This is a genomic window from Methanosphaera sp. WGK6 (genome assembly GCF_001729965.1).
Taxonomy (GTDB): domain Archaea; phylum Methanobacteriota; class Methanobacteria; order Methanobacteriales; family Methanobacteriaceae; genus Methanosphaera.
Genome location: NZ_JRWK01000004.1, coordinates 19,631 through 42,733 on the forward strand (window position 1 = coordinate 19,631; position 23,103 = coordinate 42,733).

The 23,103-nt window shown below is 25.2% G+C and carries 22 protein-coding genes; 16 read left to right on the forward strand and 6 right to left on the reverse strand.

Features of this window, described 5'->3' with window-relative positions; translation table 11 throughout:
• The first annotated feature begins 236 nt into the window (after positions 1-236).
• The 5 genes from NL43_RS02850 (at position 237) to NL43_RS02870 (ending at position 3,942) form a co-directional block, all read left to right on the forward strand.
• Positions 237-767 carry a TIGR00730 family Rossman fold protein gene (locus tag NL43_RS02850; RefSeq protein WP_069592543.1) on the forward strand — a complete coding sequence of 177 codons (531 nt, stop codon included), beginning with the start codon at positions 237-239 and terminating at the stop codon, positions 765-767.
• A gap of 468 nt (positions 768-1,235) precedes the next feature.
• Positions 1,236-1,634, forward strand: a complete 399-nt coding sequence (locus NL43_RS02855; protein ID WP_069592544.1) for a CrcB family protein — start codon at positions 1,236-1,238, stop codon at positions 1,632-1,634.
• 77 nt (positions 1,635-1,711) lie between these two features.
• Entirely contained in the window at positions 1,712-2,452 is a 741-nt protein-coding gene (locus tag NL43_RS02860; RefSeq protein ID WP_069592545.1) for a hypothetical protein, read from the forward strand.
• 250 nt (positions 2,453-2,702) lie between these two features.
• A complete protein-coding gene (locus NL43_RS02865) occupies positions 2,703-3,326 on the forward strand; it encodes an HAD family hydrolase (RefSeq protein ID WP_069592546.1) in 624 nt (207 codons plus the stop codon).
• A gap of 1 nt (position 3,327) precedes the next feature.
• On the forward strand, positions 3,328-3,942 hold the full coding sequence (locus tag NL43_RS02870) for an HAD family hydrolase (protein ID WP_069592547.1): 615 nt from the start codon (positions 3,328-3,330) through the stop codon (positions 3,940-3,942).
• Between the two features lie 6 nt (positions 3,943-3,948).
• Here the strand turns inward: NL43_RS02870 and NL43_RS02875 are convergent, their stop codons facing one another.
• Complete coding sequence (locus NL43_RS02875; RefSeq protein WP_069592548.1) at positions 3,949-4,263, reverse strand: TIGR04076 family protein; 315 nt, start codon at positions 4,261-4,263, stop codon at positions 3,949-3,951.
• A 336-nt stretch (positions 4,264-4,599) separates the two neighbouring features.
• Between NL43_RS02875 and NL43_RS02880 the strand changes: the two genes are divergently transcribed.
• Entirely contained in the window at positions 4,600-8,001 is a 3,402-nt protein-coding gene (locus NL43_RS02880) for an Ig-like domain-containing protein (RefSeq protein WP_069592549.1), read from the forward strand.
• A 757-nt stretch (positions 8,002-8,758) separates the two neighbouring features.
• Positions 8,759-11,125 (forward strand): hypothetical protein, encoded by a 2,367-nt coding sequence (locus NL43_RS02885; protein ID WP_069592550.1) that lies wholly within the window; start codon positions 8,759-8,761, stop codon positions 11,123-11,125.
• Between the two features lie 610 nt (positions 11,126-11,735).
• Here the strand turns inward: NL43_RS02885 and NL43_RS02890 are convergent.
• On the reverse strand, positions 11,736-12,191 hold the full coding sequence (locus NL43_RS02890) for a hypothetical protein (RefSeq protein WP_069592551.1): 456 nt from the start codon (positions 12,189-12,191) through the stop codon (positions 11,736-11,738).
• A 183-nt stretch (positions 12,192-12,374) separates the two neighbouring features.
• On the opposite strand from NL43_RS02890, the gene NL43_RS02895 reads away from it, so the two are divergent.
• On the forward strand, positions 12,375-13,166 hold the full coding sequence (locus tag NL43_RS02895; protein ID WP_143741310.1) for an ADP-ribosylglycohydrolase family protein: 792 nt from the start codon (positions 12,375-12,377) through the stop codon (positions 13,164-13,166).
• Positions 13,167-13,908: 742 nt separating this feature from the next.
• On the opposite strand, the gene NL43_RS02900 is transcribed toward NL43_RS02895, so the two are convergent.
• A complete protein-coding gene (locus NL43_RS02900; protein ID WP_069592552.1) occupies positions 13,909-14,145 on the reverse strand; it encodes a DUF2180 family protein in 237 nt (78 codons plus the stop codon).
• Positions 14,146-14,827: 682 nt separating this feature from the next.
• Here NL43_RS02900 and NL43_RS02905 point away from each other — a divergent pair.
• The 8 genes from NL43_RS02905 (at position 14,828) to NL43_RS02930 (ending at position 18,735) form a co-directional block, all read left to right on the forward strand.
• Positions 14,828-15,472 carry a hypothetical protein gene (locus NL43_RS02905; RefSeq protein WP_069592553.1) on the forward strand — a complete coding sequence of 215 codons (645 nt, stop codon included), beginning with the start codon at positions 14,828-14,830 and terminating at the stop codon, positions 15,470-15,472.
• Positions 15,473-15,620: 148 nt separating this feature from the next.
• On the forward strand, positions 15,621-15,854 hold the full coding sequence (locus NL43_RS02910) for a hypothetical protein (RefSeq protein ID WP_069592554.1): 234 nt from the start codon (positions 15,621-15,623) through the stop codon (positions 15,852-15,854).
• A 39-nt stretch (positions 15,855-15,893) separates the two neighbouring features.
• Positions 15,894-16,238 carry a hypothetical protein gene (locus NL43_RS02915; protein WP_069592555.1) on the forward strand — a complete coding sequence of 115 codons (345 nt, stop codon included), beginning with the start codon at positions 15,894-15,896 and terminating at the stop codon, positions 16,236-16,238.
• Positions 16,239-16,297: 59 nt separating this feature from the next.
• The gene (locus tag NL43_RS02920; RefSeq protein ID WP_069592556.1) at positions 16,298-16,621 is read left to right on the forward strand and encodes a hypothetical protein; all 324 of its coding nucleotides are present in this window, start codon (positions 16,298-16,300) and stop codon (positions 16,619-16,621) included.
• A gap of 133 nt (positions 16,622-16,754) precedes the next feature.
• Entirely contained in the window at positions 16,755-17,084 is a 330-nt protein-coding gene (locus NL43_RS02925) for a hypothetical protein (RefSeq protein WP_069592557.1), read from the forward strand.
• Positions 17,059-17,193, forward strand: coding sequence for a DUF2283 domain-containing protein (locus NL43_RS08135; RefSeq protein WP_084790362.1), 135 nt, complete (start codon positions 17,059-17,061; stop codon positions 17,191-17,193). Before NL43_RS02925 ends, NL43_RS08135 begins: the two co-directional genes overlap by 26 nt.
• Before the next feature lie 216 nt (positions 17,194-17,409).
• Positions 17,410-17,679 (forward strand): hypothetical protein, encoded by a 270-nt coding sequence (locus NL43_RS08220; protein WP_143741311.1) that lies wholly within the window; start codon positions 17,410-17,412, stop codon positions 17,677-17,679.
• Positions 17,680-17,766: 87 nt separating this feature from the next.
• Positions 17,767-18,735 carry an arsenic resistance protein gene (locus NL43_RS02930; RefSeq protein WP_069592558.1) on the forward strand — a complete coding sequence of 323 codons (969 nt, stop codon included), beginning with the start codon at positions 17,767-17,769 and terminating at the stop codon, positions 18,733-18,735.
• Positions 18,736-18,905: 170 nt separating this feature from the next.
• Here the strand turns inward: NL43_RS02930 and NL43_RS02935 are convergent, their stop codons facing one another.
• From NL43_RS02935 to NL43_RS02945, 3 genes are read right to left on the reverse strand one after another with little or no spacing between them, the layout of a single operon-like run.
• Positions 18,906-19,436 (reverse strand): MarR family winged helix-turn-helix transcriptional regulator, encoded by a 531-nt coding sequence (locus NL43_RS02935; protein WP_069592559.1) that lies wholly within the window; start codon positions 19,434-19,436, stop codon positions 18,906-18,908.
• A 10-nt stretch (positions 19,437-19,446) separates the two neighbouring features.
• Positions 19,447-21,243 (reverse strand): ABC transporter ATP-binding protein, encoded by a 1,797-nt coding sequence (locus NL43_RS02940; protein ID WP_069592560.1) that lies wholly within the window; start codon positions 21,241-21,243, stop codon positions 19,447-19,449.
• Positions 21,240-22,955 (reverse strand): ABC transporter ATP-binding protein, encoded by a 1,716-nt coding sequence (locus NL43_RS02945; protein WP_069592561.1) that lies wholly within the window; start codon positions 22,953-22,955, stop codon positions 21,240-21,242. The genes NL43_RS02940 and NL43_RS02945 overlap by 4 nt, the downstream gene beginning before the upstream one ends.
• Between the last annotated feature and the right edge of the window lie 148 nt (positions 22,956-23,103).

A 23,103-nucleotide genomic window follows, 5' to 3' on the forward strand; every position in this document is an offset into this window, starting at 1 on the left:
GGGGGATATTAGTTAAATTTTAAAATAATTATAAATAAAGAATAATTTTTTTTATTAGTAAATAGTTTATAAAGTAAACTAGTTAAAATAAGTAATTATAATATGATTTATTTTTTTTAAAATAATGTTTTTAAAGGAAATTTAACTAAAATTTTTCATTGACAATTGGTTTTATAAATATAAACTAATAAAATTATAATTACATGTTATTAACTGATTTATGGAGGTATTTTATTTTGAAGATTTGTCTTTATGGTGCAGGAAGTAAATTTATTGATGAAAAATATATAATTGCGGGTTATAAGTTAGGTGAAAAAATAGTAACTCATGGTCATTCACTTGTTTTTGGTGGAGGTAATGATGGTATGATGGGTGCTGTTGCTCGTGGTGTTTATGATAATAATGGTTATATTTTAGCTATTGCTCCTGAATGGATGAGTGATTTTGAAGAATTGTATGAAAACTGTGATAAACGTATTCATACTAAAACTATGAATGAGAGAAAAGATCTTTTTCTTAAAATGTCTGATGCTATAATTATTGCACCAGGAGGTATTGGTACATTAGATGAATTTTTTGAAGCTCTTACATTGAATAAGTTAGGTAAAATATCCATGCCTATTATTATTTTTAATATTGATGGGTATTATGATTCTATGATTAATATGCTTAATTTCATGATTGAAGAAAAAACTATGTCTGCTGATGATAATAAGTTATATAGTGTAGTATCTAATATTGATGATATTTTTAATATTCTGGGTTAACTTTCTTGATTTAGTATAAAATTACTTTAAATAATTTTCTATATGAGTTTAGAGTAGGACTTTTATCTTATTTTTTTTATATTTTCCATAGTAGTCTTCATATTTATTTTTTAATTAGAAAAGTTTATTATTTAATCTATTAATTTAATTTTTATTTTTATTTTCATTAAATTTCAGTCAATAAATAACAATATTTATATAGTAAGTTGTACAAGTTATTATTATCGTAGAATTAAATTTTAGATTATTATCTAAAGTAATGAGTATGTAAATTTATTTCAAAGGAGTTTTGTTGTTGTTCTCTTTGTTAAGATTAACATATCTCTTATTTTTGGGTATTCTATTTTTTTTCTTATTATTTTTTTTATACTATTTTACAAATGAATTTTCCTATAGAAGTTAATATTTTGTTTAAAATAGTGATAATAATAGTTTTTATTTATTAAATCTTTAGGTAGATGTATTTAAATGATATTTGAATTATTAGCAGTAGGATTAGGTGGATTTACAGGTAGTATTTTAAGATATTTGTTGGGATTTGTGTCATTTTCTGAATCAACTTCCTTTCCAATTAACACTTTTTTGATTAACATGTTAGGAACACTATTAATAGCTTTTTCAGTATTCTATATTAATATGTACTTGGTAAATAATTTTAGTCCAAGTATGGTTAAATATTTAACATTATTTTTGAAAGTTGGTATTTGTGGAGGTTTTACTACATTTTCTACATTTGCATTAGAGACAGGAAATCTTATTAAAATTGGAAATCTTGAAATAGCAATGATATATGTACTATTAAGTGTAATTTGTGGAGTTAGTATTATTTTCTTACCTGATATATTGTTTAAGTATGGTTTACTTTAGAATAATAATTTTTTTATATTTAATAATAAATATTATAGATAACATAAAGATTAAATAAGTTATTAAGGGGAAATAATATGAGTAATATAGAGTTATATAAGAAAGAAAAAGCACAATCACGGTATGAATATATTAGTAAATTAGAGTATGATGATGCAGAATATAAGAAGAATCTTAGAAAACACATGACAAAACATAGACATAATGCAAGAGGACTTCTTAATTCAAGATTAACTGCTAAACAAGAATTAGTAATGTATGAAACATATGGATTTGAAAGTATAAAAAATTATGCACTTGACGTGCTTGAACAGAATATTGAATATTGTTCAGTGCTTGAATATAAAACACATGAAGAACAAATAAGTTCTGCAATTGATTTTTTAAAAAAGAGTAATTGTAGAGATTATCTTGAAACATTAGCTCCATTTGCAACAAAGAATGGAACTTCATGGTATGTTCCAGTAGACCGGTTAAATAATTGGATTGATTGCTTCATGATTCAAAGAGAAATTTTCTTTAAATATGCTGGAAGAGAAGATCAATTATTATATATACCAAATTATTTTTCTGATAATATACTACTAATGTTGGTGGATACTGACAATACTGATAATGAGTATATGGATGATATTGATAAAATAGAAGAAGTTTATGATAAACTAGTAACAGGAATATGCACTATATTAAGTGAATTACCAAATGATTATTTTATTGATGATTTGTTTAATATGGATAGTAAGCAGATTAAGAAAAATTCCAAGAAAATAAAACAACTTCAAAAAGATTATATTGAATTCATGGATGAAAATAATTAATTAATATAGTAACATATTACTCTTTTATTTTTTTTCAATCTACTTTTATAATATTTTTATAACATGATTAAAATGTAGAAAATATAGTACTACATATACATGTAACATATCTAAAAATTAATTTTAATAACATACCCTCTGAACATAAAATTATTACTAACATATACTTAAATCATACAAAGAGCTAACTTTAAATCAAATAGAACAATATCCTAAAAAAACAAAACCTAAAAGAAACAAAATATGTAACATGAAAAAACTATACATATTTGACTTTGATGGAATGCTAGTAGATACAATAAAAGACTCAATTTACTGTGTAAACCAAGCTCTAAAACAATGTGGAAAACCAACATATGATAAAAACTTAAAAAACCTATACTATAAAGAATTCAGACAATTCCTAGTAGACAATGGAGCACCAAAAGAATCAGAAGTATATCACTTATACAATGAAATCTATGCAAAATATGAAAAACCAAACACCAAACCATACAATGGAATAATAGAAGTACTAGAAACACTACACAACAAAAACAAAACACTAGCAATATGTTCCAACAAAGAAGAAAACTATCTAAAAAAATACACAGAAAAAATGTTTAAAAACCATAACTTCAAATACATATCAGGACATAGAACAGGAATACCAGATAAACCAAACCCATACAGACTAAATGAAATAATAAAAAAAGAAAACATAAAAAAAGAAGAAGTAATCTACTTCGGAGACAAAGACGTAGACATAGAAGCAGCAAGAAATGCTGGAATTGACATGGTAATAGTAACATATGGACAAGGAAACAATGAAGATTACCAACAAAAATACCCACTAAAAGTAATTAACACGCCAAAAGAAATACTAGAGGTATAACATGAAAAAACTATACATATTCGACTTCGATGGAACACTAGTAAACACATTAGAAGACTCAGTAATAGCATACAATAAAGCACTACAAAAACATGGAAAAAAGGAATACAAATACGAAAAAATAGAAAACATCAACTTTAAAGACTTCATAAAAAACATGGGCAGCAATGAAGAAATACTAGACACCTATGAAAAAATATACCAAAAAAGTAAAAATAAACATACAAAAGCATATCCAGGAATAAAAGAAGTACTAGAAAAACTAGATAACACACCAGAATATGAACTAGCAATATGCTCCAATAGAATACAAAATCTACTAAATATACAAACAGAAAAACTATTCTCCAATATAAATTTTAAATATATAATAGGACATAACAAGGGAGAAGAATACAAACCACACCCAGCAATGATAAACAAGATATTAGACAATGAAAACTATTCTCCTGAAGAAATAATATATGTGGGAGATAGAATGACAGACATAATAACAGCTCAAAATGTAGGAATAGATTGTGTAATAGTAACATGGGGACAAGGTGATAATACTACATATCAACATAATTATCCTCTGAAAATAATAAATAATGCAGAAGAACTATTAAACTTATAAAACTAGTTAATCAGCATTCTCATCTAATGTTTCCAAAAGAAAACTCACAGGTCTAAAACCATCATTACAAGAAATCATAGCTGACTTCTTATTTTTCATCCATCCATTGTAAATATCCTCTCCACCAGAAGATAGAGCTAAAACAAATGAAGACATGGACTCCCAAGCACTAACACATAGTTCTTCAGGTCTATTCCATCCATTAGCAATGAAAACATCATCTTCTTCAACACAACAGGGACAATCCAATGGATTTTCATATTTTTCAATTAAATCATTATAACAAGCTTTACGCATAACCGTAATTTTAACTTTTTTCAAATAAATCACCAATTTTTTTCTTATAATAAAAATATAAACTAATTAACCTATAAATTCATCGATTTTTAAAAGATTACAATTCAAATAAAAAAAGACAACAAAATAACTATACTTATCCTAATTTTTTTAAATATAATCATGTCCTCTAAAAATAGTCATTCATGTAAAATCTTCTTTATTTTATAATGGAATTAGTATCTACTCCTTATTAAAAGTTAATTTTTGAATTTCAGATGATCTCCTAAATTTTTATAAATGTTTAAAAATATATAATTTTATTAAAGCTTAGTTGAAGATAATTTAAGTAAAAATATGATAGGAGTTTAATAGAAATATATGAACACTAAAGATATGATATTATTTTTAGTAGTTTTAACAGTTTTAATACTCGGATTAACATCAATCAGTGCTACAAATATATCTAACAATAATACAATAGAAAATAGTAGTAATTATCAATCAACACAGATAAATAGTGATAAATTAATGAGTATTGAAGATAATAATGTTAAATCTATTCAAGAAAATAATATGAACCAAGAAATGGTAAATAATAGTAAATCACAGCTTAAGACTGAGGATGAACAGTTAACAACAACAATAAAAATAAATAGTATAACTTCATTTGAATATGCAGTTAATAGATCAATAACAGGAGTTTTAAATGATTCTAGGGGAAATAATCTTAGTAATACTGAAGTAACAATAAATGTTAATAATGGTACTACTTTAAATGATACAGTATTCACTAATTCTGAAGGTAAATTTAATTTCACATTTAATTCCACGATACTTGGTATGAATAATTTCACAATAACTTTTGCTGGTGATAGTATTCATAAATCTACTACTAAGTCTAGTATATTTTATGTGAATAAACAAACCACATATCTAAGTATTTATCCTGAAATGATGACTGTTATGGCTGTTGGGGATGATATGAATGTTACAGGTAGATTAACTAATCAATTTGGTGAAGCATTATCTTCTGCTACTATAATAATTTATGTTGGAACAACACGAAATGAAGTTACTACTGATGAAAATGGAATGTATAGTTATATTTATCCATTAACAATTGCTAGAAATGAACTTAAATCTAATGTAACATATGCTGGTAGTAATATCTATAAATCAGTAGTTAATTCAACATGGATTGAAGTTGAAAAAAAAGGAATTATAGTAAATATTAATCAACTGCCTATTCCTGTTATAAATAGTACATTTCAAGTAACAGGATCAATATTAGAACAATATACAAATAAACCATTAATTAATCATGATATCCTCATAACAACAGGAGGTATAAATTATAATGCAGTTACTGATGTAAATGGACAATATAATGTATCTGTACGAGCTAATGAAAAGGAAGGTTCTCAAAGAGTAACAGTCACAGTATTATCTTCACTAAAATATGATAAGGCAAGTGATTATGATACTACTGATGTTAAATTATTAAAGATAAATACAACAGTAAATACACGAATTTCTAATAATGTTCTTCTTGTTAATGGATTTGTCTTTGATGAAAGAGGTATTCCTGTTAATAATGAAAATATACTCATAACTGTTAATAATAGTCAATATAATATTTACACAGATAAAAATGGATTATATTCTATTAATCATACATTAACTAGTGCTGGAAAATATATTATAGGAATATACCATACATATAATGATGTATTTGGAACAATAGATTTGGAAGTGCCATTATCCATATCTACAACAAGTATGCTGATACTTAATGATACTGGTGCTATAAAGGTAGGTGATACTCTAAAAATTACTGGCTTGTTAAAAGATGTTCATGGTAATTTAATTACTAATACTGGAATAGTACTTAAGATAAATAATGTGAATATAACATTAACTACTAATGATAATGGTGTTTATTCCTATGATTATGAGAGTTTGGAGTTAAAAAATAATATAACTATATGTTATGATGGAAATAATATATTTAATAAGACAATAACTTCTAAAATAGTAACACTTCAAAAAGGGGATAGTAAAACAACAGTAACTATTAATAATTTAACAAATAATACAGTTACATTACATTTAGTATTTACAGATGCTAATAATGGAAAATTAATTAACACTGGAGAATTTGATATTAAAAATAGTTCTGGAAATATAATTAAAACAGTAAATAATACTAAAGGTATGATGGATTTAGTGTTAAATCTTAATTCAAGAGGAACACATATATTTACAATAAATTATCATGGAAATAATAACTATAATCCAAGTAATAGTGGAATAACATTTACAATAGAAGAAGAAAACACTACTTTAACAATAAATCCTGTGAAAAACATGACTGTAGGTAGAATAGTAAATATTAGGGGTATATTATCAGATATTAATGGTAATAATATAGCTAATAGTGAAGTTGTAATTAATATTAATGGTAATAATAGTACTAAAGTAACTACGAGCAGTGCTGGTGAATATAATTACAAATACACTACGACAACTGTTGGAATTAATAATATTACTGTATATTATACTGGTGATAATACATATAATTCCTGTAGTAATTCCTTGTCATTTAATTTAACAAAGGGAAATAGTAATATAACAGGTATTATTAAAAAAATTGATGTAGATTCTGTATGGGTAAATATTAAAATTATTGTAAATGAAACCAGTAATGCTATAACTGAAGGAATTGTTAAAGTAATATATAATGAAAATGTTCTTACAACATTTAATAATACATCTAATTCCACAGATTTACAATTAAATCTTACAGCTATTGGAACATATAAATTAACCCTACTTTATGAGGGTAGTGATAATTATAATTCCAGTTCAACTATAGTGATATTCACAATAGAAAAAACAGGGACAAATATGGTCTTAAAGTCTATAAATCCTATAATAAATAAGATGGTAAATATTAGTGGTATATTAACAGATAGTCATGGTAATAGTTTAGCTAATAATATGGTTATACTTAATATAAACAATAATATTGTAAAATTAACTACAAGTAGTATTGGTGAATATAAGTATCAATATAATTTAACAACATTTGATTTACAAAATATCACTGTAATGTATCAGGGAAATGATAAATATAATGCAAGTAATATTAGTACTACATTTAAAGCTACAAAAGATATTGTGAATATTGGTATTTCTTCAATTAAGGGGATAGTTCAGGATACAGTATTAATTCAAGCAGTAATTACAGACAATGATAATAATTATGTGGATGGTCAGGTTACATTTAAAGTAAATGGTAAAACTCTTCATGATCTAAATGGTAATATAATTTATGTAAATGTAATTAAAGGTATTGTGGAAAGTAAGATTGTTATATTACAAGGTAATTGGATTAACTATAATAATGGATTAACTATAGTTTATCATGGAACAAGTCAATACAAAGCTAAGCAAGTAAATACATCACTCATTGTAACAAAAAAAGATGCTAATATTAGTATTAATTCTATTTCAGCTAAAATTGGTGAAACTATAACATTAGAAGCATATATAAGTGATAATAATGAAAATGTAACTGATGGAAAAGTAGTATTCAAAATAAACGGTAAAACAATTAGGGATGATACAGGTAATGTATGTTATGTGAATGTATTAAATGGTATTGCACGAATTAACTATGAATTACCAAAGAATATTAAAACGAGTGTAATTACTTGTATCTATTCAAATACATTATATAAACGTGCTGAGAAAACAACTATACTTAATATAGTATGAATAACTGTTTTCTAATTTTATTTTATTTTTTTCTATTATGTTTATTCATTTAACAAAATTATTTTAAAAAAGTACTATTAGCATAAATTACATTATTAATACTATAATGAGGGTTATTATTTAAATTGTTTAGAAAATAATTATTAATTTTTCTGTATATAATGATATGGAAAACAATATCCTAGTTTTTGTAATTATTATAAGATAATTATCTAGTTTTAAATTAATCTATTTTTTCAAGAATTAGTTTTATTGAATTTAAGAATATGAAAAAGAAAATAATTTTATTTATCAATTTTTAGGATGCTTTTTTATTTTCTTTTTTTCGTGTTTCTACAAGTTAATTTTTTATGTTTTTCTATAAATAAGGAGTGGTGAGTTATTTTGTGTTATTAAAAGAATTTTTGTTAGTTTAAATAATAGGTGATTTTTCAATAGGGTATAAACTATAATATTAGAGGATGTAGTTTATATCTAAATTCTTTCAATCCCGTTTTTAACTCTTTGACTAGATATTATAAATTTAGGATTACCTAAATATCTTAGTCAATTTAATATATGCTCTTGGGAGTATATAAAGGTTTTGGTATACCTAAAAATTTCTAGTTTTCAAAAACATGAAAAATAAAAAAAATAATCAAAAAAAATCCAATTTAATTTAATAATTCAATATTTATTAAGTATTTTAAACAAAACATATAATATTAGTAACAAAATCCATAAGTACTAACACAACAAAGAGGAGGTGAAATAAACTATGAAAACTAATAAAACAAAAATAATACTACTAACTGCACTAATCATAATACTACTAACTACAATAACAACGATAAATGCAACAAACATACAAAATAACAATACAACACAAATAACCCAAAATATAACCCAAAATACAATTGAAACACAAAACACCAACTATAACACAACAATAAATAACATCAACAAAACAAAAAAACAAAATACAATAGAATCCAAAGAAAACAAAATATACATAACACAAGAAAATGCAAAAAACTATGAAGAAGAATACTTTGAAGAAAATACTACAATAATTATTAATGGAACAATAGAAAACTGCTACTATACAATAGATGTACCCAACATAACAATAACAGGAATAAACAATGCAACAATAAAAAACTCACAAATAGAAATAATCTATGAAGGATCAACATACATTTCAAACATAACATTCACAAGTGACAATACAAGTGAATATGAAACAATGATTAACATAGAATCAAATAATAATCTACTTGAAAACATAACAATACATGATAAAAAATACACATATCCCGAATCAGGATATAGAGTAATCAATATAAATGGAAATAACAACACAATACAAAATTCATACTTCAATGTTTCATATCCTGGAGTAAACATAGATTGGACAGAATATGCAGGAAAACGTAAATCAAATGTAATATTAATTACAGGTGACTTTAATACAGTAACAAATATTACAATGAACGTAACAGAAAGTGAACTTCTAGATAAAGATTATGGAACAATAGAAGCCCTAAGCATATTTGGTAACAACAACACCATAACATATAATAATATAGATGTAAAAGGAACTAGATTTATCTATGGAATAATGATATTCTATCATAACAATACAATATCACACAATAACCTAAACATAATCTCAGTAAGATATGCAAATGGGATATCATTAGATGGTAAATCATCAAATTCAACAGTAGAAAATAATACAATAAATGTAGTATGTGAAAATGGAGACTTGGAAAACACAACAAGAGATGACTCAGCCTATGGAATTATAATCATAGAAAGTGATTATCATGGATACAAATACAATATAACAAACTCAGAAACAACAAACAACTTACTAAAAGGAAATACCATAACTGGAAAAGCATCACAAATCTATGCAATAGAACAATTCGGTGGAAACTACACTCAAATCTCAGAAAACCATATAAACATCACAGGAAGATTAACAATGGGTGTAGGAATAATCGGATCAAACAGTCTAATATCCAACAACACAATAATCTCAACAGGATTATCTAATGAAACAGTAGCTTCACCAGATTTTCTAAGACCAAGAACAACAGGAATCTATGCCTACTTTGGAACAAACACAACAATAACAGATAATCAAATAATAACAACAAATGGTCCTGGAATGACATTTGAACACGAAGAATACTCCTCAGCAATAGGAAACCAAATAATTACAAATAACAATGATATAGACATTATAATAAAAGGAATAACAAATAAAACAGTAATTACAAACAATCAAATAGCTAATTATCACAATGGATCAATAGTAGATACAAACAATAATAACAATATTTACAATAATGAATACATACAACCTATAAATCCAACACACACTAACAACACAGAATTACCAGAAAATAATACTAAAGTACCAGAAAACAATACAAAAATACCAGAGAATAACACAGAAGTACCAAAGAATAATACAGAAGTACCAAAGAATAATACAGAAGTACCAAAGAATAATACAGAAGTACCAAAGAATAATACAGAAGTACCAAAGAATAATACAGAAGTACCAAAGAATAATACAGAAGTACCAAAGAATAATACAGAAGTACCAGAAAATAACACGAAAATACCAGAAAACAATACAGAAATACTAGAAAATAACACAGAAGTACCAGAAAATAACACGAAGATACCTGAAAACAATACAGAAATACTAGAGAATAACACAGAAGTACCAGAGAATAATACTAAAATACAAGAAGATACGCAACAACAAACAAATCAAACAATGCCTCAACAAGAAAATACAAATTCATCCACAATTATCAATAATACTATGGAAAATACTGAGATAATAAACGATACAGAAGTTATTAAAACCAATTCATCAAACATTGGTGAAACAGGTAGTAAAAATAATGAAAATAAACAGAGTAATTCAATTATATTGAATTCAGATGACTATAACACTGCAACAGTGGGTGCTACTTCAACAGTGGGTGCTGTTTATGAAGTATCTGAGAAAAAAAATAAGAATACTTTGACAAATATTATTAATCCATATTTTGTGGTATTTTTTAGTATAATATTAATAATTTGTTTCTTATATGGATTTACTAGAAAACACAGAGAATAATATCTTTTCTCTTAGTAATCCCTTCTTTTTTTTAAGTAATTTTTTTTTAAAATAAGTAATATATAGAAATAATATAAAAAAAGAAATTATATATTTCCTTTTTTCAACTTTAGGATGCTAATTTTTTTATCCCTTGTTTTCTACGAGTTTTATATATGATTTTTTATAATAAGGAGTAGTGAGTTATTGTTGTAAATATATTATTAAAAGTTTGATCTATAATAGGTGATTTTTTTTAAACTAATAGGTATAGGATATAGTTTATTTTATCAATACTTTTAATATTATTTTTTCTAACTCTTAACTAAGTATATTTTTAGGATTACCTAAATATCTTAGTCAATTTAATATATACTTCTCAGAGTATATAAAGGTTTTGGTATACCTAAAAATAAATAGATATTATAAAATAGAGTAAAACTTTTTATTTTCTATTTAAACTATTTAAACTAATTTTTACAATAATCAAAAATTTAATTTAAGAAATTTGGTACTTATTTTATTTTTAAACGTTTTATTTTATTCAAAAATTATTTTAAATACTATTATTATTTTAAAAAAAATTTGTTATGTGGATTTAATTAAAAAAATAAAAAAATGAGAATAACATCTAAAATGATGCTGATTGAGTACCTGAGTGAATAGATAGTTTCACAGTTTTAGTATCATTACTACCATTATTAGCTACAGATACAATACATTTATCTGGGTAATACTTAGAAGCACTACTTGCAGTAATTGAAATATAACCTTCTTGTGAAACAGTTGTGTTAATTGTTTCTCCATCATTTAAACTGTTACCATTTCTATAGTAATGTGTACTAACACTAACAGTTTCTCCTGCATGATTAGTACCTACAAAAATATTAGCACTACTCTTACTACTTAGACTAGAACCTGTGGTGATATCAATACGCTGAATTTCAATATCCGGAGTTAAACTGGTATTAGAGTTTTCAACACGATTACTGGTTATATTTGTATAATTGAAGTAGAAATAAAGACCACTTATTACAATTATTATTGTAAGAATAACACCAATTAGAATAAGAGCATCTCTTCTCATATATGTCACCTCTTTTATACATTTTTGATAAATTATTTATCTCTAATTTAATATTATTATTTTCTATTATATCAAATTTAAGGAAAGTAATTATTAAACTATGAAATTAAAATCTGTATTACATATAAATATAAAAACAAATAGATAATAATTAAATATAATTTAAGGAGGCAAAGATTTAAAATGAAAGGAATTATAGGAGCTATATGTGGTGATATAATTGGATCTAGTCATGAATTCAATCCAATTAAAACAAAGAAATTTAAATTAATAGATCATAAATCAACATTTACTGATGATTCAATATTAACATTGGCTGTTGCCAAATGGTTAATGGATGATGAACAAAGAACACTTTCTACATTAACAAAACTAGTACAAACATTCTCTAGAAATTATCCTGGTCGAGGTTATGGTGGACGATTTATGAATTGGATATTATCAGATAATCCTCAACCATATAATAGTTATGGTAATGGTTCAGCAATGAGAGTAAGTCCAGTATCATGGGTGGCTAATTCTCTTGATGAAGTAGAAGAATTAGCACGAAAATCAGCAATAATATCTCATGATGCACCAGAAGGCATTATTGGAGCACAAGCAACAGCAAGTGCAATATATCTTGCAAGAACTGGAAGTTCTAAGGAAGAAATAAAAGATTATGTAGAAAAAACGTATGATTATAATCTTAGTCGAAAATTAGATGTTATTAGACCAAAATATAGATTTGATGAAACTTGTCAAAAATCAGTACCTGAATCTATCATTTGTTTTCTAGAATCAGATAATTATGAGGATACTATACGTAATGCTGTAAGTCTTGGTGGTGATGCAGATACACAAGCAGCTATTGGGGGAAGTATTGCTTCAGCATATTATAATGTACCTGAAGAAATAGTTGACATGTGTGTATCATTACTTGATGATAATTTAAAAGAAATATTATATGATTTTAATGATTTTTGTATAGAATGAGTAATTATTGAATCTAATTTAATTATAATAAAAAATAGTCTTTTGAAGTAATAGAATTAAAGAAAATAAATGTATGTTTAGTTTTTTTTGGGAGTTTTTTTTATTTTCTTTATTTTTTTCTATATTTCATGTATATAATAAGGAGTGGTGAGTTTAATACTTTTTTTAATGTTAGTTTAATTTAAAGATGATTTTTTAAATACTATTATGTAGGAAGTAATTTATTCATTGTTTTAAGTATTTTAAACTCTGACTAAAATATATAATTTAGGATTACCTAAATATCTTAGTCAATTTAATATATACTCTTTGGAGTATATAAAGGTTTTGGTATACCTAAAAATAATATTTAATAGAATTCACTTAAAAAGACACTATTTATCCATACACACAAAAAAATCATATAATAACCATAATTAATAATTTTTTAAAAATAAAAATATATTTAAAACAATACTTATTAACATACAAGAAAAATAAAAAAATATTCAAAATAACAATACAAAAAAAATGAAAATAACATTCATTTTAACTCAAAATATTAAAATAAATTAGTATTATTAAAAATAACATGAATTAAAAGCTTAAATTCACAAAAAATATATTAAAATTAGAAAAACATGTTTAAAAAACCTAAATAAATAGGTAGTGAAAAGTAGTAAAATAAACCACTCCTCACAAAAAAATAAACCCACTTATTCTCTTATCCTAAGATAAGATAATACAATTTAACTTATTTATTTTAATCTTCAACAATTTCTCCAACATTATCACTAGCCTTAAGAGCTTCATAACAACGTTGACATAAAATCCTAGGCAATGTTTCATTAATTTTTTCAGATGGGAATGGATATCCACCAGTCCAAAGTTCAATTTCTTCATGAACTATATGATCTTCACATAATCCCATACCACAAACAATACAAATAGCAATAGCTTCTGTATCTTTACCTTCCTTAGCACATACATAACATTTCATAATAAATGTCCTCCATAATAGTAATTTAAATTGTATGAATAAAAATATAGTATCAAGTAATATAAATATTTTAGCCAAGTTAAATTTCAATATTTTATTATTTTCATACAATAATCCGCTATGTTAGAATTTATACCATATTTTTTTAAATTTAATAAAAATTAAATAATATATAATTTATTTTATTAAATAATAGACATACATAAAGCCATATATATAAGAAGGTCAACCAAAACTACTTTTTTTGAATTTAAAGAATAATATCCCTTCTAAATTAACTCATTGAAACCCATTTATTTCAACTAGTTTAAATTCAAAATAAAATCTGAAATCATGAAAAAATACTACATTTATAACGTTTAATCAAAGAATCAAATGTCCACCAAAAATAAAATTCATTAATGTAAACTTTTCTTTAGTTTACAATTGAACTAATATCTATGCTTATTAAAAGTTAAGTTTTGAATTTTAATGAACACTATGAAAATATTTCTCTCAAAAAAAATAAAACTAACAATATTTTATACTATCATGAATTTCTATTAGAAAAAATGTTATTTCCCGAATTATAAAACAATCCAGCACACTTTGCAAGTAGTGAAATCTACAATAGTTTTGTTGAAAGATACTTCCCAGAGGTAGCACAAGATGGAACCATGGAGCATTTCTTAACTTAAAACTCATGCAAACAATAATGCAAAACAAGCACACACAAATACAAAGAAGACAACAAATCTATAAAATAAACTATCAAAGATTACATTATGATGCTAACAAGTTACTAAACAATAAAAATATAAGAAACAATATACATAACACAGCAGAAATAAATAGAATACGAAGAACTACTACACAAGAACTAACAGATATACATGGACAAGTACTTGACAACCAAATACGACAAACACGAAATGGAATACAAAGAATTAAACCAGAAAGCATAATACATGATAACATGGATCATGAAAAGAAAATACAAGACATCCTCGATAAAAGAAAAAAATACATCCACAACACCAACAAACGATTAGAAAAGAACAAAGACAATCGTGTGAAGTGGAGGGGAGAAAGACTCAAAGACACACCAGCCAAATACAAAGTATGGAAATACACCCCCAACCCACGGACAAGACATGCATGTAATGATGGACAAACTATGGAATTGGAAGAAAAATTTATTATCCAGAACTGTAAAACAGGACAAGTTGATGAAATGGATTATCCTGGGGACTGGAAGGGAAGTTTAGAGAATACTATCAATTGTTTATGTGATCTTGAATTTACAAATACACCCCCAACACCAATTAGTGAAGAAGATAAAGAATGAATAAAGAACAATGTTGAAACAGAAGAAGAATTAGGCCGACGACAACAAATAAGAATATTACTCGAGAAAAATAGATATTTACGTGAAGGATATTATGAAGAAGATTTTCATCTAAAATGATAAATCAGAATACAATTGCTATAAACATATGAATCCTATTATTAATGGAAGTAAAAAATTAATTCCACATAGTATAGATGTATTATCTCAAAGATATGAAGTAGAATCACGAAAAAACAATAGATATACTAAAAAGCAGTTAGAAGCAATAACTAATTATACAAGAAATAGGTATTTTTCTGCATTCAATAGATGGCAACGAGAAGGACGAACTTCAGAAAGTATAATAAATATTGTAAATGACCCTGACCTTCTATTATAGGGAGAATCTTTTAAAAAAATTGAAAAAAAATTTAAGGAGATGGATGAAATTTTCCAAGAAATAGCTGTTCCTTTAAAAGAAGATACTATTTTTTTTAGAAAACAGTCCTATGGTACAGATGGTGAAAAAATAGGGGATATTAAAGAATGGAATAACACTACAAGTGCTGCGGCAATAGAAGAGGGAAGTGCTGGTTTTGATGGATCTCTTTTTGAAATGTATGTTCCTAAAGGAACAATGGTTGTACCAATGTTAAAAACAAGTAAATATCCTCAAGAAGCAGAGTTATTAATTATGCTCAATTTAGAATATAAAATTGATAAATTATATCCTAATAATGATCGAGAAGTAACTATAACACAAAATATTTCTAAAAGACAATAATATATAAATATAATCAATACATATTAAAATATAATTAAAATATAAGGAGGAATCATATCATGTTTCTTCATTCAATATGGGAAATGCAAAAAGAATTAACTAATCATAAAGAATATATTCCTGAAATAATAGAATATCTAAAACAATATCCTGATGAATTAAATTTATATGATTTATTATTGGATTATGATGATGTTTGTTTTAAGGAAGATAATGAAGAATTATCTGATATGATTAATGATTTCTTATATACGGACTATTATCAAGGATATCTTATGAAACAAAGAGTAGCTTCTAAAAGAGGAGAGTTAATTCTTCCTAAAGATTATCCTAAATGGTTTGTTAGTAAGTTTCCTCAGTGGAGGGATTTATTTATTTATTAATTTCTTTTTTGTTTATTTTGTTATTGTTTTGTTTAGTGTTTATGTTGTTTTTGTTGAACAGTTTATTTGTTTTTCCCTGTGTTTTGTTTTTATGTGTTGTACCTTGTTTAATGTGGAGTTGATTATTTTTTCTATGAATTTCAAAATAATAGTTAATCTTTTTAAAAGATTAGGTAATGTTACCCTAGAAGAATGTGGTATTGTTAGAGAATATACTTACAATTTCATTAAAGAACCAATCAAGTACAATGAATTTTGGTTATACATTGATGAACAATTATTTGTCTATGAACATGTACATCATATTAAATTAGACATAGATCTTGATAATGTATATGAGTGTAGCTTATATGTATCACATGATGAGAAAAGTGAATTGAGAAATAGAATTGATTTAAATCTTAAAAATTTAGATTATATCGACATGTTACAAATATATGACAAAACAAATGATTTCATATGATGAAGAAGCAGATGCACTAGTTCTAACAATACATAGTGAATATAAATTCCAAAATGTAATAGAACTCAGTGATAATCTTTTACTTGAAATTGATGTTAATGGAATTTAATAAGATATTATAATTTTTAGACTAAATTAAAGTTAACATAACCTCCCTCTATATTTTTTTTTATATTATTCTTTCATAGTGTTTTTACTCCTACAAGTTTTTGTTTTTACCAATGATGGTTTCAATATTATTTAGTTGGAATTCTGAGGTAAAAATAAAATAAGACTTTGTAACTAAACACTACAACAGTACTAGATGATAGGACTAAAAGTAACCATGAACGAAGAAGTAACGTATGTGAAATGCTGCGTTCTAGCTAGTGAACTTCCAGATTTCATAGACGACACACTACTAAGAAGAGAAGTAAAACTCATCTTCACCAACACCAAAAACCTAAATTTTGGCATTGATCACAAACGCAAATACCTCTCAGGGGTAGAGATTATTGAGAATTACATAAATCAATCCACAGAATTGATAAAGAGTATTTCAATACCAGTTGGGTCATGGATAAGGGTCCTAGTAATCATAATCAATAGTTTATAAATTTATATAATTCAAGGAATATCTTAATACTACTTAAATTATGAAAAATATAAATAGAATTATAAGTTATAGGGAATGATTATTATTATGGATATTATTGAAAAAAGTGAACCCCTATTGATTTTTACAGCAATTATCATAGCACTTTTACTAAAAGATGTTACAATAATAAATAATATAAGTCCAACATTAATCAACATATTTCTTGCATTAATGTTATTTACAGTATTTCTAGATATTCCTCTTAAAGATATAAGAAATAGTTTTAAAAATACGAGGTTCACAATAATAAGTTTATTAATAAATTTTATATGGACACCATTACTTGGATATATTCTTGGAAGTATATTCCTTAAAGAAAATGTAAGTTTATTCATAGGATTTTTCATGTTAATATTAACACCATGTACAGATTGGTATCTAGTATTTACAAAAATATCTAAGGGAAATGTGGCATTGAGTACATCTCTACTACCTATAAATCTACTATTACAACTAATACTATTGCCCGTATATTTACTATTATTTTTTGCAAATACAAATACAATACAATTATCGGATTTAGCAAATAGTTTAATAATGTTTATTATAGTACCATTTATATTAGCACAAATAGTACAACAAATAACAAAAAGAAAACAAGAGTTAAAACAAATAACAGTGAAAATTCAAAATATGCAAATAATATTTCTATGTATAGCAATATTTGGATTATTTAATACTGAAGCAACAAATCTACTTAATAATATAAATACTATAAGTATAGTGCTCATACCAATAATTTTGTTTTTTATAATAAATTTTGGAGTGGATTATATAATAGCAAGAAAAGTGAAATTCACATATAAAAACTATGCAAGCTTAACACTTACAACACTAGCTAGAAATTCACCACTAGCATTAGCTATAGCTATAAAAACATTTCCTCATAATCAGATAATACTTTTGGCATTAGTAATTGGACCATTAATAGAACTACCTGTACTATACTTAGTATCAAAAATACTATTACATATACGAGAAAATAAATTTAATGAAGTAACATCGCTGGATTAAATATCTCTTTTTTACTCTTTTTTAAAGTAGAATTCTATTTATTGTACTTTTTACACATTTAGGATATTAATTGATATTTAATTAAATCTAACTTAAATAAATAATATATAATCATGATAGAAGAATTAATAGGTGATTTAATATATATTTTAAGTAAAAAAAGTGGGAAGTTAAGAGGTATATAGTAATTTATACCATTCATAGTCCTGTTTACTATTAAAATGCTTTTTAAAGAGTTCTTCACGTTCTCGTATTAGTTTATCATACTTTTCTGGATTACTACTTCTAATATTTTTATTAAGTTCAATAATAATCTTATCAAGATATGAATCTAATTCATCTTTTTCATTACATTCAAGACAGTCAAACACGGATTCATCTAACTGTTTAAATTCATATTCTTGTCCTTTTTGTGTTAATTTTATGAGAAGAATTCTTTTATCCTCACAAGAAGATTCTTTAGTAATAAAATTCTTTTTTTCTAACTTATTTAAAATTTCATTAAGGGATGATACACGTATGCCTAGAATCTTGGATAAATCACTAGTTGAGATACCATCTTTTAATTTAAGCATTGCAATTACACGGCCTTGTCCTCTACTTATATAATTCATGCTTGACTGTTTAGTACACATCTTTATTTTTTTATCAAAAAGTTCATTTATAAATTGAATCTTATAATATAACTTATTATTTAACATGATGATAACCTCAACTACTACTTTTTAACATATTATAGTAAACTCCCCTAATATTAATTAATTCTTCATGTGTTCCTTCTTCAATAATTTGACCATTATCTATTACTAGTATTTTATCAGCATTTTGAATTGTAGATAATCTATGGGCAATAACAAAGCTTGTTCTATTTTTCATTAATTTATCCATAGCTTTCTGAATTAATTTCTCAGTTCTAGTATCTACTGATGATGTTGCTTCATCAAGTATTAATATTTCTTTCTGGGATAATATTGTTCTAGCTATTGTAATTAGTTGTTTTTGTCCTTGAGATATGTTATCAGTATCCTCATTTAATTGTGTATTATAACCTTCTGGAAGTTGTCTTATGAAATTATCAGTGTATACTTGTTTAGATGCAGATATTATTTCTTCATCTGTTGTATTAATATTTCCATATCTAATATTATTCATAATTGTATCACTAAATAGCCATGTATCTTGAAGTACCATTCCTATTTTAGATCTTAAACTATTTTTAGTATATTCTTCTATGTTTTTTCCATCTATTTTAATGGAACCTGAAGTAATATCATAGAATCTCATTAATAATTTAATAATTGTTGTTTTTCCAGCACCAGTTTTACCAACAATTGCTATTTTATCTCCTTTTTTCACATTAAAGGATAAATCTTTAATTATTGGTTGATTTTCATCATAACCAAAATACACATGTTCAAAACTTATTTCATGTTTAAATTCAGTTAAATTAGTTGTAGCTGTGTCTTCTTCATCATTATTTTCCAGAAATTCAAATATTCTATCAGATGCAGCCATTGCAGTTTGAAGTAGTGTCATTACTCTTGTTATTTGTTGAATAGGTCGTGTTAAATTATTTATGTATTGGAAAAATGATAATATATTTCCAACAGTTATTGATTGTTCTAATACAAGTACTGCTCCAAGCACTGCTATTATGATATATGCTAGATTTGATAGAAAACTCATTATTGGTCCACTAAGGCTTGAGAAAAATTGTGATTTCCATTCATATTCATACCATTTTCCACTTTCTTCTCTAAAATTTTCTAATGATTTATTTTCTCTATTAAATACTCTTATAATATCATGGGCTGTGAATGATTCTTCGATTATGGTATTTGTTCGTCCTTTGTAATTTAATTGTTTTTTAAAATACTTCTGTGAATACTTTGTCATTATTTGTATAACAATTATGGATAAAGGTACTAGTAGTACTGTTGCAAGAGCCATATAAGTGTTTATATAAAACATCATAACTAGTACTCCTACTATTGTTATAATAGCAGTCATTAGTTGTATGAATGTGGATGTTATGCCTGTTTGAAGGGAGTCCACATCATTTGTTATTCTAGATAGAATATCTCCTCTTTTATTAGCATCTAAATCACTCATTGACATACTTGTTATTTTATTAATTATCTGTTTTCTTAGAGTGTAACTTATATCTGTTGATATTTGTGTTAAGAACCAACTTTGAAGATAGGTAAATACTGCACTTACTATGTATAATATAACTGCTATTACAAGCAGGGAGTATAGTTGTTCAAAATTTATTGTTCCTGTATGATTTAATAACTTGTTTATTCCATCATAAATTAATGTTGTAGCATCACCAATTATTAATGGTCCTATCACTGAAAATGTTGTACTAAGTATTGCACAGATAAGTGTTATTAGTAATTTTAGTTTATAGTTCTTTAGTAAGGATATTATGTTTTTCACTGATTTTTTCATATCAACAGGTTTTTCTGGTAATTTTTGTGGTGGTCTTCCTGGTGGTGGACTCATTCTGATGCCTCCATATTATCTTGTTGTGTTTCTACTATTTCTCTATATATTTTACATGTATCCACTAGTTCATTATGTTGTCCTTTACCTACTACTTCTCCATTGTCTAGTACTATTATTTCATCTGCATCCATTATTGTGGATATTCTCTGTGATACAATAAGTAGAGAACTTGTTTCTTTAATATTACTTAATGCTTTTTTTACTTTACGTTCCGTGTTCATATCAAGTGCTGAGAAACAATCATCAAATAAATAGAAATCATGTTTTCCAACAATTGCTCGAGCAATAGATAATCTCTGTTTTTGCCCTCCAGAAAAGTTTGATCCACCTTCTTCTACTTTTTCATCTAATGACTTGATAAAATCTACCTGTGCAATATTCAATGCATTTTCTATTTCATCAATTGTAATATTTTCTGCACCTATTTCCATATTTGATTTTACTGTTCCAGAGAAAAGTAATGCTTTTTGTGGTGCAAGACTTATTTTTTCACGAAGAACTTTTAAACTATAATTCTTTATATTTATATTGTTTATGAGTATTTCACCGTCTGTTACATCTTGTAATCTTGGAATAAGATTTAATATTGTTGATTTTCCACTTCCTGTTCCACCTATTATTGCAGTTATTTTACCTTTTTCTAGTGTGAAATTAATATTTTTTAATGTTTCTTTTTCACTTTCAGGATACTGGAAGGTTACATTTCTAAATTCAAGTTTTGAATTTTCAGGAATATGTCTACTAGTGCTATTATTATCATTTATTGTAATTTTTGTGTCTAATACTTCATTTACTCTTCTAATGGAAACTAGAATTCTTGGAAGATTAATCATAAATCCACCAATCATTACAAATGATGTTACAATTTGTGTTGAATACTGGATAAATGCTATTAAATCACCAGTAAGTAATGTTCCATTTAATGCTGAAAATGATCCAAAATATAATATTAAAACAACCATTAAATCAAGCACTAAGTTCATAGATGGAAGTAGGATTAACATTGAACGATATACTCTTAGGTTAGTTTTAAGGTAGTCTTGATTTATTTTATCAAATCGTTTTCTTTCATATTCTTGTCTTATGAATGCTTTAATTACGGGCATTCCAATTAGTATTTCACGTGAAGTTCTGTTGATTTTATCAATTATTTCCTGTATTTTCTTAAAATAAGGCATTACACTCATAATAACAATTATTAGTAGTACTAATACTGTTATGAATGTTACTACGATAATCCATGTTAAATCTGTTTGTAGTTCAAATACTTTTATTATACTTCCAATTCCTAGGATAGGTGCAAATAACATTGTTCTAAATATTAAACCTAGAATGTTTTGTATTTGGTTGATATCATTTGTTGAACGTGTAATAAGGGATGATCTTGAAAAATGATTTAGTTCATGATTTGAGAATTTTAATACTTTATCAAATACTATTTCTCTAAGATCTCTTGCATATGATGATGATAATTTACTTGAAAAATAAGAATTTAATATTGTTGCAAAAATGGAAATAATAACCATTATTATCATCATTTCTCCTGCTTGATATATTATTGTAAAATTTGTATTTTGTATTCCATTGTTTACTATTTCTGCAGTGTATGATGGTAGTGTTAGTTCACAGTATACTTGTATGATGAGTAATATTATTATTATACTAATTTGTGGAATTTGTTTTTTTAATGGTTCCACTATTTTTTTCATAATTTTCTCCTTAAATATTTATTACAGGTACCTGTATATTGTTCATATTATATAAAGATGATGATATGAAATTCAAAATCCAGAAAAAATAAGAATTAAAACTAAATTATTAAAAAATAAATTCCTTAAAAAAGGGAGGTTAAAATAA